The organism is Bacteroides salyersiae, assembly GCF_031172035.1.
Taxonomy (GTDB): Bacteria; Bacteroidota; Bacteroidia; order Bacteroidales; family Bacteroidaceae; genus Bacteroides; species Bacteroides salyersiae.
Map to the genome: position 1 here is coordinate 5,057,010 of NZ_CP133452.1, position 15,032 is coordinate 5,072,041.

15 protein-coding genes are annotated in these 15,032 nt (G+C 41.5%); 9 read left to right on the plus strand and 6 right to left on the minus strand.

Annotated elements, in window-relative coordinates; genetic code table 11:
• Window positions 1-119 precede the first annotated feature (119 nt).
• The 6 genes from RB604_RS19455 to rbp all read left to right on the plus strand — a co-directional run bounded on the left by RB604_RS19455 (window position 120) and on the right by rbp (window position 7,342).
• Window positions 120-1,313: an MFS transporter gene (locus RB604_RS19455; protein ID WP_007481544.1), complete on the plus strand. Its 1,194-nt coding sequence runs from the start codon at window positions 120-122 to the stop codon at window positions 1,311-1,313.
• Window positions 1,310-1,957, plus strand: coding sequence for an endonuclease III (nth, locus tag RB604_RS19460; RefSeq protein WP_005929828.1), 648 nt, complete (start codon window positions 1,310-1,312; stop codon window positions 1,955-1,957). The genes RB604_RS19455 and nth overlap by 4 nt, the downstream gene beginning before the upstream one ends.
• A gap of 126 nt (window positions 1,958-2,083) precedes the next feature.
• Entirely contained in the window at window positions 2,084-3,343 is a 1,260-nt protein-coding gene (locus RB604_RS19465; protein WP_085930810.1) for a phosphoglycerate kinase, read from the plus strand.
• A gap of 78 nt (window positions 3,344-3,421) precedes the next feature.
• Window positions 3,422-4,405 (plus strand): ABC transporter substrate-binding protein, encoded by a 984-nt coding sequence (locus RB604_RS19470; RefSeq protein WP_172680712.1) that lies wholly within the window; start codon window positions 3,422-3,424, stop codon window positions 4,403-4,405.
• 106 nt (window positions 4,406-4,511) lie between these two features.
• The gene (locus tag RB604_RS19475; protein ID WP_021935727.1) at window positions 4,512-6,716 is read left to right on the plus strand and encodes a tetratricopeptide repeat protein; all 2,205 of its coding nucleotides are present in this window, start codon (window positions 4,512-4,514) and stop codon (window positions 6,714-6,716) included.
• 380 nt (window positions 6,717-7,096) lie between these two features.
• Window positions 7,097-7,342: an RNA-binding regulator gene (rbp, locus tag RB604_RS19480; protein ID WP_005929819.1), complete on the plus strand. Its 246-nt coding sequence runs from the start codon at window positions 7,097-7,099 to the stop codon at window positions 7,340-7,342.
• 76 nt (window positions 7,343-7,418) lie between these two features.
• Here the strand turns inward: rbp and RB604_RS19485 are convergent, their stop codons facing one another.
• From RB604_RS19485 to RB604_RS19505, 5 genes are all read right to left on the minus strand, one after another.
• On the minus strand, window positions 7,419-8,000 hold the full coding sequence (locus RB604_RS19485; RefSeq protein ID WP_005929816.1) for a Maf-like protein: 582 nt from the start codon (window positions 7,998-8,000) through the stop codon (window positions 7,419-7,421).
• Between the two features lie 65 nt (window positions 8,001-8,065).
• Window positions 8,066-8,587 (minus strand): KdsC family phosphatase, encoded by a 522-nt coding sequence (locus tag RB604_RS19490; protein ID WP_005929813.1) that lies wholly within the window; start codon window positions 8,585-8,587, stop codon window positions 8,066-8,068.
• Between the two features lie 28 nt (window positions 8,588-8,615).
• Window positions 8,616-9,410, minus strand: coding sequence for a Rossmann-like and DUF2520 domain-containing protein (locus RB604_RS19495; RefSeq protein WP_005929811.1), 795 nt, complete (start codon window positions 9,408-9,410; stop codon window positions 8,616-8,618).
• Window positions 9,407-9,742, minus strand: a complete 336-nt coding sequence (locus RB604_RS19500; protein ID WP_055295740.1) for a hypothetical protein — start codon at window positions 9,740-9,742, stop codon at window positions 9,407-9,409. Before RB604_RS19500 ends, RB604_RS19495 begins: the two co-directional genes overlap by 4 nt.
• Window positions 9,743-9,744: 2 nt before the next feature.
• Window positions 9,745-10,281: a nitroreductase family protein gene (locus RB604_RS19505; RefSeq protein WP_055295743.1), complete on the minus strand. Its 537-nt coding sequence runs from the start codon at window positions 10,279-10,281 to the stop codon at window positions 9,745-9,747.
• A gap of 433 nt (window positions 10,282-10,714) precedes the next feature.
• On the opposite strand from RB604_RS19505, the gene RB604_RS19510 reads away from it, so the two are divergent.
• Window positions 10,715-10,924: a hypothetical protein gene (locus RB604_RS19510; RefSeq protein WP_005929802.1), complete on the plus strand. Its 210-nt coding sequence runs from the start codon at window positions 10,715-10,717 to the stop codon at window positions 10,922-10,924.
• Here the strand turns inward: RB604_RS19510 and RB604_RS19515 are convergent.
• A complete protein-coding gene (locus RB604_RS19515; protein WP_005929799.1) occupies window positions 10,884-11,426 on the minus strand; it encodes a beta-class carbonic anhydrase in 543 nt (180 codons plus the stop codon). The two genes, RB604_RS19510 and RB604_RS19515, sit on opposite strands and share 41 nt — an antisense overlap.
• A 117-nt stretch (window positions 11,427-11,543) precedes the next feature.
• On the opposite strand from RB604_RS19515, the gene RB604_RS19520 reads away from it, so the two are divergent.
• Window positions 11,544-12,530, plus strand: a complete 987-nt coding sequence (locus RB604_RS19520) for a GNAT family N-acetyltransferase (protein WP_005929796.1) — start codon at window positions 11,544-11,546, stop codon at window positions 12,528-12,530.
• A 76-nt stretch (window positions 12,531-12,606) separates the two neighbouring features.
• Complete coding sequence (locus tag RB604_RS19525; RefSeq protein WP_005929793.1) at window positions 12,607-15,012, plus strand: TonB-dependent receptor; 2,406 nt, start codon at window positions 12,607-12,609, stop codon at window positions 15,010-15,012.
• Window positions 15,013-15,032: the final 20 nt, after the last annotated feature.

The following is a 15,032-nucleotide window of genomic DNA, read 5'->3' on the forward strand; positions in this document are numbered from 1 at the left end:
GTTGAAAGTTGAAAGTTAGCTGCGCTATCATGCTACATAGTAATTTTCAACTTTCAACTCTCAACTCTCAACTAAAGAAAAGCTTTCAACTTTCAACTAACAAATAAGGCTTTCAACTTATGAAGGATCGGCTTGTCACCCGCGATTACTGTCTCATATTGGCAGCAAATTTCCTTTTGTATTTTGCCTTTTACCTGATACTACCGATTTTACCTTTTTACCTAACCGAAATATTCCATACGGGAAATGCCGCTGTGGGAATTATCCTCTCGTGCTATACCGTAGCCTCACTTTGTATCCGTCCATTCTCCGGTTACCTGTTAGATACATTGGCACGAAAACCTCTCTATCTGATAGCCTACTTTGTTTTCATCTCGATATTTGCCGGATATATGCTGGCGGGAGTATTGACATTATTCGTCCTGTTGAGAATAGCACACGGGCTGGCATTCGGTATGGTAACAGTAGCCGGAAATACGATTGTAATCGACATTACCCCATCCTCACGACGCGGAGAAGCAGTAGGATATTATGGACTGATGAATAATACAGCGATGAGCTTCGGACCGATGACAGGGTTATTCATGCATGATTCCTATTCTTTTGAAACAATCTTCCTTTGTTCTTTCATCTCCGGTGTCTTGGGATTTATCGCTGCCTGTTTGGTAAAAACACCTCCTAAACAGCCGGTAAAACGAGAACCTTTATCACTCGACCGTTTCGTATTGATAAAAGGTATACCTGCCGGCATCGCTTTATTGCTGTTATCCATCCCCTATGGCATGACAAGCACCTATGTGGCCATGTATGCCAAAGAGATAGGAATCAGCCTGAGTTCAGGATTGTTTTTCACCTTCATGGCCGTAGGCATGGCAGTATCCCGTATGTTCTCCGGCAGACAAGTAGATAAAGGCCGAATCACGCAGGTCATTATGCTTGGATTATATCTGGTATCTGCCTGTTTCTTTCTTTTAGCCGGTTGTGACGAACTGATGAAGATGAGTCCGGAACTGACTGAAGTGCTTTTTTTCATGATCGCTTTATTATTAGGAGTAGGTTTCGGCACCATGTTTCCGGCATTTAACACTCTGTTTGTCAATCTGGCTCCCAACAACCAACGCGGTACGGCCACTTCCACCTATCTAACTTCCTGGGATGTAGGAATCGGTATCGGGTTGATGGCCGGCGGTTATATCGCTCAACTCACCTCTTTTGATATGGCCTATTTATTTGGCGCCTGCCTCACAGTAGTTTCTATTTTCTATTTTAAATTAAGGGTAGCCCCCCACTATCATAAAAACAAATTACGATGAGAAAGAAAGAACGTTATGAAAAAGTAATCAACTGGTTTCAGGAAAATGTACCTGTGGCCGAAACAGAACTACATTACAATGATCCGTTCGAACTGCTGATAGCCGTTATCCTTTCTGCACAATGTACAGACAAGCGGGTCAATATGATCACTCCGGCATTGTACCACGACTTTCCTACCCCGGAAGCATTGGCGGCAAGTAGCCCGGAAGTCATATTCGAATATATCCGAAGCGTCTCTTATCCGAACAACAAAGCCAAACACCTGGTAGGCATGGCACAAATGCTGGTGAAAGATTTCAATAGTAAAGTGCCCGATACGCTGGAAGAATTAATCAAACTGCCCGGTGTAGGACGTAAAACGGCCAATGTCATTCAATCCGTCGTATTTAATAAAGCTGCAATGGCAGTAGATACGCATGTATTCCGCGTAAGCCATCGCATCGGGTTAGTGGATGACACACATACCACACCTTTCAGCGTAGAAAAAGAATTAGTGAAATATATTCCGAAAAAATTAATTCCGATAGCACACCACTGGCTTATTCTGCACGGACGCTACATTTGCCAGGCCCGTACTCCAAAATGTGACAACTGTGGTTTGCAATTAATGTGTAAATATTTTCAAGAAGCCAAAATTAAGTAGCAAATAGTCAGAATTATAGCCAAATGACTATTAAATTCTAATTACCGACTACTATATTCTAAAAAATAAATAGTAACTTTGCGGTCAATCCCAAAAAGAATACTAACACTTTTAAATAAATAGAGTATTATGACAATTGACAAATTTAACTTTGCTGGTAAAAAGGCATTCGTTCGCGTTGACTTCAACGTACCCTTGGACGAAAATTTCAACATTACAGATGACACACGTATCCGTGCCGCCCTTCCTACTCTGAAGAAAATTCTGTCAGACGGTGGTAGTGTAATTATCGGTTCTCACTTGGGACGTCCGAAAGGCGTTGCCGATAAATTCTCTCTGAAACACATCGTTAAGCATGTATCAGAATTGCTGGGCGTAGAAGTTCAATTCGCCAACGACTGTATGGGTGAAGAGGCTGCCGTTAAAGCTGCTGCTCTGCAACCGGGTGAAGCATTATTGCTTGAAAATCTTCGTTTCTATGCTGAAGAAGAAGGCAAACCGAGAGGTTTGGCAGAAGATGCGACAGATGAGGAAAAAGCCGCCGCTAAGAAAGCCGTAAAAGAAAGCCAGAAAGAATTCACAAAAAAATTGGCTTCTTACGCTGATTGCTATGTAAACGATGCATTTGGTACAGCTCACCGTGCACATGCTTCTACAGCTTTGATCGCCAAATACTTCGATAAAGACCATAAGATGTTCGGTTATCTGATGGAAAAAGAGGTAAAAGCTGTCGATAAAATATTGAATGATATCCAACGTCCGTTTACTGCTATCATGGGTGGTTCGAAGGTTTCTTCCAAAATAGAAATTATCGAAAACCTGCTGAACAAGGTTGATAACCTGATTATCACCGGCGGTATGACTTATACGTTTACAAAGGCTCAAGGCGGTCATATCGGTTTATCTATCGTAGAAGATGATAAATTGGATCTGGCTTTGGAACTGATGAAAAAAGCAAAAGAAAAAGGTGTCAACTTAGTATTGGCTGTCGATGCCAAAATTGCAGACTCTTTCTCTAACGATGCTAACACGAAGTTCTGTGCCGTAAATGAAATCCCTGACGGATGGGAAGGTCTTGACATCGGTCCGAAATCAGAAGAAATGTTTGCAGAAGTTATCAAGAATTCCAAAACAATCCTTTGGAACGGTCCTACAGGAGTATTCGAATTCGAAAACTTCACTCACGGCTCACGCACAGTAGGCGAAGCCATTGTTGAAGCAACCAAGAACGGTGCTTTCTCGCTCGTTGGCGGTGGTGACTCTGTAGCTTGTGTCAACAAGTTCGGATTGGCTAATGGCGTATCATACGTTTCTACCGGTGGCGGTGCATTACTTGAAGCAATCGAAGGAAAAGTTCTTCCGGGTATTGCTGCTATCGAAGAATAATCCTCAAAGCACATCTTTGACGCGATAAAAAGGCAGCTCTTTTAATCAGAAAGGGTTGCCTTTCTTTTCATATAAGCAATGAGAAATCCATTATTATTACTCAGTATACTTGCTTTTTTCATTTCCGCTTGCAATAGCAGAAACGAAAAAGCAATCGCCATGCCGGTCGAGCTCCATCCCCTTTCTTTGGGAATAATGCCCACAATGGATGTTTTTCCCTTCATTGTGGCCCAAAAATCGGGTATTTATGATTCATTAGGATTAAAAGTAAATCTTGTACAGTTCGATTCGCCCTACGACCGGGATGCCGCCTTCCTTACCGGAAAGATCGACGGCACCATAACCGACTACCCCAGCATCGCATTGCTGCAAGTACATCATCCGGGGGGCTCCGTTATCATGGCAACTCAGGGTTATTTCTGCTTCATAACAAACAGACAAAATCCTATAAATCAATTTGATGAATTAAAAGAAAAAAATATCGCCATCTCTCGTGGCACGGTGATCGATTACGCAACTGACTTACTTTGCGAGAAATATGGAATAAAATCCGGGGAAATAAACAAACCGGAAATTGCACAGATACCACTACGTCTCAACATGCTGCAATACGGGCAGATTGAAGCCACTTTCCTACCCGATCCTTTTGCCACCATAGCAATGAAAAACGGGAACAAATCATTGATAAGCACCCGGGAACTAAACATCCACCTTACCGGAACTGCTTTCACCGAAACTGCTCTCAAAGAGAAAAGAAAAGAAATTACCGCATTGATCAAAGGATATAATCTGGGAGTCAAGCACATACAAGCATGTTCGCCAAAAGAACTGAACCTCTTATTGACCGAAGCTGCCGGAATACCCGATTATATAGCTAAACTTATCTTATTACCGTCTTATACTCCGGCCAAACGCCCGGACGAACAAGACATTCGCCAAACGATAAAATGGCTGAGAAATAAAAATAAAATCCCCGACAACTATCAAGGGGAGAATCTGATAGATACTACTTTTCTTCCCCGGACAATGAACACTTCCGCCAACAGACACGCCAAACGGTAATCTCACCCAAAGCTCACAAACACTTTATAATAAATATTAAAAGACCACCCTTTTGGCATCATTTTTGTTTTACTATATAGAATAACAGTACAAATACCTTGAAATTATGAATGAACGAACTATCAATGAGCAATATAAATACATCGTAGAATTAATCGAACAGAAACGGTTAAAGGAAGCACTGACACAATTAGAGTCTTTCCTTTGGCAATGCCCCGATTGGGAGCTTCGTAACCGCTTGGAGCAGCTACAAACCTCTTATAACTTTATGCTGCAATACATGAAACAAGGTATAGCCGATCCCGAACGGAAAAAATTGTACATAAAACTACTAAGTGACACATGGGAGATTGCCGACCAGGCACGCCTGCTACAACTCGATGATATCTCCACACGCTATTACCATGACGTCCGCAAAAAACGCACCCAGGACCTGGCAGCCTATAACACCAATGTATTGATGCACATACTGGAATCATTCAACGACGATTTGGCAGTCAGCGGGTTATTGTCGGACAGCAACATAGATGCCGTATTGAAGCGACACGAAGATACCCAGAAATTCATGTTCCTGCAAACATGGTCCAACAGCTACTGGACAACCGAAGATGAAGCCGACGCACAAGGCATGCTGAAATCTGAATTAATTCCGGTAAATGATTTATGCCTGTTTACAAGCGCCGTAATGTTAAGCCTAATGGAATGTTTTGACCTGCGTAAATTAATGTGGCTATTGGATGCATACCAACATGGCAACGTATATGTCAGTCAACGGGCATTAATAGGCATTGTTTTCGCGCTCCATATCCACACCCACCGTCTGGATTTATATCCGGAAATTGCCAATCGCCTGAAGCTTCTCAATGAAGAAAATTCATTCGATGAAGACCTTGTACGCATATACCGTCAACTCCTGTTGTGTCAAGAAACGGAAAAGATAGATAAAAAAATGCGGGAAGAGATTATCCCGGAAATGCTGAAAAATGTGTCTTCCATGCGCAATATGAAATTCGGCTTTGAAGAATCGGACGAAGAAAAAGACGATCGTAACCCGGATTGGGAAAACGTTTTCGAACATTCGGCATTAGGTGATAAGCTTCGTGAAATGAACGAATTGCAAATGGAAGGAGCGGATGTATATATGAGTACATTTGCTCCCTTGAAGAATTTTCCTTTCTTCAAAGAACCGCATAACTGGTTTTACCCTTTTGACAAACAGCAGTCGGATGTTATTAAAACAATGAGAAAAGACGGCCATCAGAAAAATACAATGATGGATCTGCTCCTACAGTCGGGATTCTTCTGTAGCAGCGACAAATATTCACTTTTCTTCACTATGCTGCAATTTCCCCAATCACAGCGAGACATGATATTCAGCCAGCTCACCGAGCAACAGGCCGAAGAATTTGCCGAACAGTCAAAGGCTGAAACATTAAAAAAGTTCTCAGAACGCCCTGCTACCGTCAGCAATCAATACCTGCACGACTTGTATCGTTTTTTCAAACTAAATACCAGAAGAAATGAGTTCAGGGATATCTTTAAAGAGAAAATAGAATTACACAAGATATCCATTCTAAAAGATATCCTGTATCAGGAAGGCACATTGGCCACAATAGCCGACTACCATCTAAAAAAGGAGCATTGGGCGGAAACTACCGAGCTTTATAAAGAGATAGAACGGATGAACGGTCCACTAAGTACACAAGCCGAATTCTACCAGAAATTGGGATATGCTTTTCAAAAACAAAAAAGACTGGATGAAGCTCTTGAGGCTTATCAAAAGGCAGACACCATCAAACCGGATAATATATGGACCAATCGCCACCTGGCCATTTGCTACCGCCTCGCACGCAACTTCAGCAAAGCATTAGAGTATTATCGGAAAGCAGAAGAAACTACTCCCGAGAACCATAGCATCGTATTCCACATAGGCAGTTGCCTGGCCGAACTGCAGCAATATGAGGAAGCTTTGAACTACTTCTTCAAACTCGATTTTATGGAAAGCGACTGTATCAAAGCATGGCGGGGAATTGCCTGGTGTTCATTTGTTATCGGAAAACATGAACAAGCAACAAACTATTATAATAAGGTTATAGATAAAAAGCCACTTCCAATGGATTATCTCAACGCCGGACACGTGGAATGGGTATCGGGTGATATTGAAAAAGCAGTCAGTTTTTATAGCCGGTCTAAGGAAATGAGCGGAACCAAAGATATCTTTTTAGAAATGTTCAATAAAGACAGAAACTATCTCATCCAAAAAGGAATTGCAGAAGACGACATTCCATTAATGTTGGATTTACTATATTAAAGCCAAGCTATACATCAAAGTCATAAGGGTTACCGTTCTTTAAAGCCTGTTTAAATTTTGCTCAGTATTATTTTGAGAGGAAAATTTAAACAGGCTTATTATCTTTTGAACATTCGGTAGCCTTTATTTATTTTATCATAAGCAATCTGTTAATTTACGACCTTTATTCACAAAAAAGGATATTATTATGATAAAAAGAATAGATATATAATGCAGTTCCAATAAAAATGTGTTTCTTTGTAGCATGAAACAATAAGAGGTTTATAACGATTTGCTTTCACATATGTATCTCCTCAGTTATCTACATTGAGTATTTCCATTCTGATCACCTTTTCTCAAAACTTTTTTATTGCATTATTAATTTTTTTATATTTACATTTATGAATATGTATGTTGGAAACCTTAGCTATAATGTTAAGGAATCAGATTTGAGACAAGTAATGGAAGAGTATGGAACAGTAGAATCTGTAAAGATCATCACTGATCGTGAGACAAGAAGATCAAAAGGTTTCGCTTTTATCGAAATGCCGGAAACATCAGAAGCTAAAAACGCTATCTCTGAATTAAACGGTGCAGAATATGCAGGCCGTCCGATGGTAGTGAAAGAAGCATTACCCAGAAATTAAAATACAATTCTGATAATAAAAAAGGATATTGCTAAGCGATATCCTTTTTTATTATTTATAACATCCATTAAAAAAATCAGAGCTTAATCAATTCTCTGTACAACTTCTGTACCGGTAACCCCATCACATTATAATAACTACCCGAAATCGATTCTACTCCGATAAAGCCAATCCACTCTTGTACTCCATAAGCACCGGCTTTATCCATTGGAGAATACTTATCGACATAATAGACAATTTCCTCTTCTGACAATACAGCAAATGTCACATCCGTTGTGACCGTAAAACTATTTTGCCACCCTTTTGTTGTCAAACAAACCCCTGTAATCACCTGATGAGAAGCACCGGAAAGTTTACGCAACATACGTATTGCATCTTCCCTATCCTTCGGTTTACCAAGTACTTCTCCATTCATCCATACGATAGTATCAGCCGTGATAAGCAGTTCATCCGGTTCAATCATAGATTGATAGGCCTCCGCTTTTTCACGAGAGATATAAGCCGGTATTTCCTCCCCCTGCAATGTATCCGGATAGGATTCATCAACATCGGGAAGTGTCTTTACCACATAATCGACTCCCAAACCAGACATTAACTCTTTTCTACGGGGAGAATTAGAAGCGAGTACAATATTGAATTTCTTTAAATTATCAAGCATAATCTCATCGTGTACCAATTATCGGTACATCCCTCTTTTTAATTATTAATTTTCTAATCGTCCCCCTACCATCCGAAAGCATCATCGGACATCCATTTACCATGCACTTTCAGCACTTGTTCAACCACATCACGCCCGCAACCATAACCACCGGCAGCATGAGAAATGTATTTGACAACAGCCTTTACTTCAGGAGCAGCGTCTTTAGGACAACACGGCAAACCACATTCCCGCAACACTTCAATATCGGGTATATCATCTCCCATATACAATATCTCCTCATCCGAAAGGCCGTATTTCTCACGAAAATCACGATAATCATGTATCTTCACGGCAGAGCCCATATACAAATCGGTTATTCCAAGTGCAGAAAAGCGGATACGAACGGCTTCCGTCCGGCCACCTGTAATAATGGCAACGTGTAATCCCTGCTTTACAGCCAGTTGAAGCGCATAACCATCCTTTATGTTCACCGTACGCATCGGCTCTCCCGAAATATGTAAGGGAATCATATCAGCGCTCAAAACTCCATCCACATCAAAAGCCAGAGCCTTTATCTTTTTAAGATCATAGTTGATTGTACTCACTAGAAAATAGATTTTACAATTAAACAATTTATGATTTACGATTGAAAATACTGCGGCTGATCAACTCATAAAGCCGTTGCATTTCAACATCGTCCGAAAGCATACCGAGATGATTGTTGATAACATTCTCATCATACCGTATGGCTGGTCCTGTCTGGGCGGCTTTGGGTTTCAATTCATGGACTTTACGGGCCGTTTCATCAATCAAAGGCAACATGACATCAAACGGAAGATGATATTTTTCCAACAAATCAGCCGCCAAAGCATACATATGATTGGTAAAGTTACAAGTGAAAACAGCCGCCAGATGAAGACTTTTACGCTGTTCGGAGTCTGCTTCATAAACGCGCTCGGACAAAGTAGCGGCAACCGCTTTCAAGAGTTCCGTATCTTCGGGTGTGGATGCTTCGATAAAGAAAGGAATTTCCCGGAAATCGACTTCACGCTGCTTACTGAACGTCTGCATAGGATAGAATACGCCATAATGTTCCGCATACCCTTCCCAGACACTCATCGGAAGACTCCCGGCAGTATGTACCAGCAAAGATTCCTTTCTTTTTCCGGCCACAATATCAGGTAGCAGTTCTGTAAAAGCAGAATCTTTCAACGACACAATATAAAGGCGAGCATACGGATTTATATCTCCCAGATCGGTAGTGAATTCCGCTTCCACTTTTTCAGCCAGGTTACGGGCAGATTCTTCCGTGCGACTGTATATCTGCACAATGCGAAAGCCCTTGCGATATAAAGCTTTCGCTAAGTTTGTCGCCAGGTTTCCGGCACCGATAAATACAATTGGGGTGTCTTCTATGCTTCTTTTCATCGTGTTGAAATCAAATATAATATTCCGCCGATTATCAATAATGCCAAAGGCAGCAGATAAGCAGACATAGTGCCTAACAACGCCACTATCAGGCCGATATTCATCACAAGCCAAAGCCCTATCAGCACAAGTCCGACGGATTTATCATGTTTGAGAAACAAAAAAATAACCGCTGTATAAAGCAAGAAATTATCTTTATTCATCACCCAAGGCAATCCAATGGCAGAAAAATGTATCAGTTTATCTACGAGATAAAGTACTCCTATCACAATCAAGGTGACGGCGATTGCTTTATAAGTATCCCTGTTATTGTTAGCTTTGGCAGCACTCACGGTTATTTCCCTCCGAATTTATTGATATGAATTTTTTCCCATTGCAGATGGTCCTCGTTGAAAGGCTTGCGTTCCATACCTTTATGCCCAATGGCGATGATGGAAAGAACCTGAAGTTGCAAAGGAATATCCAAGACTTCACGTACAAATTCATCCGAAGGCATACCATTGGCAGCCTGACGTTCACGAACCTGCACCCAGCAACTACCCAATCCTAAATCTTCCGCCTGGAGCTGAATCAGAATGGAAGCGATCGAAGCATCTTCAATCCAGACATCGCTTGCCAACGGATCAGCGATAACAACTATAGCCAATGCAGCATCGGCAATAAACGAAGAAGCCTGCTCTTTACAATGTGCCAATTGCTTTAATATCTCTTTATCATCCACGGCAATAAACTGCCAACTATTGCTACGCTTGGAAGTAGGCGACATCAAAGCAGCCTTCAACAAAGTTACCACCTGCTCCTGAGAAAGTTCTTCCTCCGTAAATTTCCGCATACTACGGCGGTTCTTTATCAATTCACTAAAATTTTCCATACTATTTCTGCTTTCTATAATTCTTAATAAAAGCAAGTGCAAAGATACATATAAAAACTGAAAGAAAGCACAGGATCAAGAAAGAGACTCTTGCCAAATACAGCAATAATAATAACATATCACCACCATTTCATCCTTCTTCAACACATCCGCTATTTTCTCTATATCTCCCTATTAATGAATAATACAAGGTGGAGCAATACTCTTATCCATTATATTAATATAAAAGCCACTAAATATAGTACTCAAAGAAGCAAGATCCTATATTAACCACAAGACATAGTATAAGGACCTTCACCCCGTATCACCAATAAATAAAACGATTCAAAAAGGTGAAAAGGTGCGAAAGGTGTAAATTAGAACGCATTCCTCTTCAAATCGTATCACATCTCATTTTTTATCATTACCTTTGTATTGACAAAAAACAATCGTTATGAAAAAGCGAATAACACAAGACGATTACATTAAAGTGAATCGGAAAGCCAGCCGCGAGGCGGAAATAGAGAGACACGGTCACCCTATTTGTTACAAACGGGTGCACCAGTCAAAAAAAGTATATAACCGTAAAAAGATAAAGGCAGGCGATAAGGCTCTGCCTTTTTTTATACAACCTGCGTTAGTTCTCCGGTCAGTGAGTCGATAATAAAACCATGAACATGTACATCTGACGGTATCAAAGGATGATGTATAATAGAATCAACAGTTTCACTTACCGACTTCCGCGTATCATCGAAACCACCGAGCCAGGAATCAAAATCAACACCACAGAAGCGTATCATCTCAATCAGATCTTCCCGGATACCACGAGTTTTCATTCGTTCAAGAATCTCATTGCTATCCATGTGATGAGCCCCGCAATCAGAATGGGCGATAACCATAATATCTTCTACACCAAGCTCGTATATAGCAACCAGCAAACTACGGATCACACTGCCGAAAGGATGGGAAATAACGGCACCGGCATTTTTTATTATCTTTGCATCGCCATTTCTGAGACCCAGAGCGGCAGGAAGTAATTCTGTCAAACGGGTATCCATACAGGAAAGAATGGCAAGCTTCTTATCGGGATATTTATTGGTTATATATTTTTCGTATCCCTTGCTCTCTACAAACTGCTTGTTAAAAGCAATAATTTCTTCTACCATATTCTTATTCGACATCTAAATGTTATGACAAATGTAGCAAACATCTATCACATGTTGCAACAAAACAATCCCTTTTCTTGTTGAAAAGATAAATAAAAGATGTAAATTTGCCACAAGATGCCCCTAAAGCTTACTACATATTACCGCGGGAGCGAAATTCCCGACTTGCCGGGAAAAAATACATTTCACTCCAAGGAGTTGTTTCTGATCTATGAAGCAACCCCGGGATATAAGCCTGTATTCATCGTAGCAACAGAAAACGGCAAACCCATCGCCCGGTTACTGGCCGGCATCCGTACCAATAAAAAGCTCTTTCCTCCTTCTATCGTCCGCCGTTGTGAAGTATACGGCACGGGAGAATACCTCTCGGATGAAGATACTGACAAGGAAACCATATTCGGCGAAATGTTGGAGCACCTCACCACAGAAGTTTTACGAGACTCTTTTATGATCGAATTCCGTAATCTCGACAATGCATTATTCGGATATAAATATTTTCGTGCCAACGGATATTTTCCCATCAACTGGCTACGGGTACGTAACTCCTTGCATAGCCAGCATTCGGTAGAAGAGCGTATCAGCCCCTCACGTATCCGACAGATAAAAAAGGGACTCAAAAACGGAGCAAAAGTAGAAGAAGCACACTCGATAGAAGAAATTGAGGAATTCTCGCGTATGCTGTACAAAATATATTCATCACACATCCGCAAACATTTTCCAAATATCGAATTCTTCTATCACATGGAAAAAAGACTGATAAGTAGCGAACAGGGAAAAATATTCATCGTACGCTATAAGGACAAGATCATCGGCGGTTCGTCCTGCATTTATTCGGGAGACAACGCCTACTTATGGTTTTCGGGAGGAATGCGAAAAACATATGCACTGCAATACCCCGGTATATTGGCCGTATGGATGGCCTTGAAAGATGCATACGAACGCGGATTCCGGCATTTGGAATTTATGGATGTAGGTTTACCCTTCAGAAAACATGGGTATCGTGACTTTGTTCTTCGTTTCGGTGGAAAACAGAGTAGTACACGTCGTTGGTTCCGTTTCCGATGGACATGGCTGAATAATTTATTTACCAAGATATACGTTTAAGACGATTTTTTCGTTATTACTCAATAAGCGATACTTTCCCATACGGAAAAGTACGCCAAGTGATGATAATAAGGATATGAACAATCGTCTCTCAATTATATACCTGCTTTTACTGTTTACCTTTCCCGCTTTGGCACAACAAGTCAAAATCGGAGGCATCATTACAGACGATAACGGAGAACCGATCGAACTGGCTACCGTACGTATAGAGGGAACGGCCATCGGTACGGTCAGCAATCTAAAAGGTAAATACTCGCTCAAGTTTACTTCCAGAGACACGGTAACAGTGATATATTCCATGATCGGATATAACACGCGGAAACGCACTTTAGTAAATCCACAGGGAAATATCAGCATAAACATGATGTTGCCGGCATTAGGATACGAACTCGACCAGGTAACGATTACCGAAAGTCGCCGGCAAACCAACACCGTGCAACAAATAGACATGAAAGCAAACAAGTGGATGCCGGATGCTTCGGGGGGAAATATAGAATCGATCATTGCCACACAAGCCGGAGTAAGTTCGAACAATGAACTTAGTTCACAATACAATGTTCGTGGAGGAAGTTTCGACGAAAATATGGTATACGTCAATGGTATAGAGGTTTACCGCCCGTTATTGGTCCGTTCCGGTCAGCAGGAAGGATTGAGCTTTATCAATCCGGATATGGTAGAAAACGTTGGATTTTCTTCCGGTGGATACGAAGCGAAATATGGAGATAAAATGTCATCCGTACTGGATATTACATATAAAAAGCCGGAACATTTCGAAGCAACAGGGGCTTTCAGCCTGTTAGGAGTTTCGGCATACATAGGTTTCGGCACTAAGAAATTCTCGTGGATCAACAGCGTACGATACAAAAGCAACCGCTATCTATTGGGAACACTGGATACGAAAGGAGAATACGATCCGCAATTCATCGACTATCAGACATACTTGAACTGGCGTCCCAATAAACGCTGGGAAATAGGATTCATCGGAAATATCTCAGAAAATAAATACATCTTCCAACCGGAAGACCGTAACACGCGATTCGGCACAATGGCTTCGGTACGTGAATTCAAGGTTTATTTTGACGGTCAGGAAAGAGATGTATTCCGCACATTCTTCGGTGCAGCCAATGCCACATACAAATTCAACGAAAACAATAGCTTGACTTTTCAGGCCTCTGCATTTCATACAAAAGAGCAGGAAACCTATGACATTACCGGGCAATATTGGCTCAACGAATTAGATGCTTCCGAAGAGGATACGGACACAGATACAGGTGAAACAATCGGTGTGGGTACCTATATGGAGCATGCCCGCAACTACCTCAACGCAGATGTACAAAGCTACTCGCTCACAGGACAACACCGCATCCAACGCCATGCTATTCAATGGGGACTGGAATTAAAAGCAGAGCGTATTAAAGAAAAACTACGTGAATGGGAAATGCGCGACTCAGCCGGATATTCATTACCACAAGTACCGAATGGTCCGGAATTGATTTACAGTTTATCATCCAAAAACGACATCAACAGTAACCGTTTATCCATATACGCACAAGACAGTTACAAATTCCAATCCGGTGCAGGCCTGTTCACGCTTACAGCCGGACTGCGTGGAAGCTACTGGAGCTGGAATAAAGAATTCATTGTAAGTCCGAGGGCTTCTCTGGCGCTGATTCCGAATTTCAATGAAAAATTCACATTCCGCGTAGCAACGGGGCTCTATTACCAAGCTCCTTTTTATAAGGAGTTTCGTGATACCACAATGGTAGACGGAGTCGCAAGCGTATCACTCAATAAAAACATCAAATCGCAACGTTCCATACACTTTGTTATCGGAAGTGATTACAGCTTCCGGGCAGTGGGACGTCCTTTCAAGTTTACAGCCGAAGTATATTATAAAGCACTGGGCAACCTTATTCCATACAATGTAGACAACGTCCGTATCAGTTATTACGGACGCAACATGGCAAGCGGTTATGCCACAGGACTCGACATGAAACTATTCGGGGAATTCGTGCCGGGAACCGATTCCTGGCTCACTTTCTCCGTAATGAAAACCGAAGAAAAAATAAACGGCAAGTGGCTCCCCCGCCCTACCGACCAACGCTATAACCTGTCACTCTATTTTACAGATTACTTTCCCAAAAGTACCAAATGGAAACTAAATCTCAAAGCGACTTTAGCGGGTGGATTGCCCTTCGGCCCGCCTCATAGCGGACGAGAAGAAGCGGTATACCGCACCCCCTCCTATCGCCGTGTAGACATCGGTATGTCACGTGTTTTAATTGATAATACGGATAAGCACAAAACCGGATTCGGGCGCAATATTCGCAGCATGTGGCTGGGACTGGATGTTTTCAATTTGCTTAATATCAGCAATGTTAACTCCTATTATTGGGTAACTGATGTGCACAATAATCAGTTTGCAGTACCCAATTACCTTACATCTCGTCAAATCAATGTCAGACTGCTGATCGACTTTTGAAATTAAATGCGGAAATATTT

Bases quoted from the DNA above. Each gene is read 5' to 3' on its own strand.
- RB604_RS19485 (WP_005929816.1), bottom strand. From the start codon at position 8,000: ATGCTTGATAATTTAAAGAAATTCAATATTGTACTCGCTTCTAATTCT.
- rbp (WP_005929819.1), top strand. From the start codon at position 7,097: ATGAATATGTATGTTGGAAACCTTAGCTATAATGTTAAGGAATCAGAT.
- RB604_RS19495 (WP_005929811.1), bottom strand. From the start codon at position 9,410: ATGAAAAGAAGCATAGAAGACACCCCAATTGTATTTATCGGTGCCGGA.
- RB604_RS19520 (WP_005929796.1), top strand. From the start codon at position 11,544: ATGCCCCTAAAGCTTACTACATATTACCGCGGGAGCGAAATTCCCGAC.
- RB604_RS19505 (WP_055295743.1), bottom strand. From the start codon at position 10,281: ATGGAAAATTTTAGTGAATTGATAAAGAACCGCCGTAGTATGCGGAAA.
- RB604_RS19510 (WP_005929802.1), top strand. From the start codon at position 10,715: ATGAAAAAGCGAATAACACAAGACGATTACATTAAAGTGAATCGGAAA.
- nth (WP_005929828.1), top strand. From the start codon at position 1,310: ATGAGAAAGAAAGAACGTTATGAAAAAGTAATCAACTGGTTTCAGGAA.
- RB604_RS19455 (WP_007481544.1), top strand. From the start codon at position 120: ATGAAGGATCGGCTTGTCACCCGCGATTACTGTCTCATATTGGCAGCA.
- RB604_RS19515 (WP_005929799.1), bottom strand. From the start codon at position 11,426: ATGGTAGAAGAAATTATTGCTTTTAACAAGCAGTTTGTAGAGAGCAAG.
- RB604_RS19470 (WP_172680712.1), top strand. From the start codon at position 3,422: ATGAGAAATCCATTATTATTACTCAGTATACTTGCTTTTTTCATTTCC.
- RB604_RS19475 (WP_021935727.1), top strand. From the start codon at position 4,512: ATGAATGAACGAACTATCAATGAGCAATATAAATACATCGTAGAATTA.
- RB604_RS19525 (WP_005929793.1), top strand. From the start codon at position 12,607: ATGAACAATCGTCTCTCAATTATATACCTGCTTTTACTGTTTACCTTT.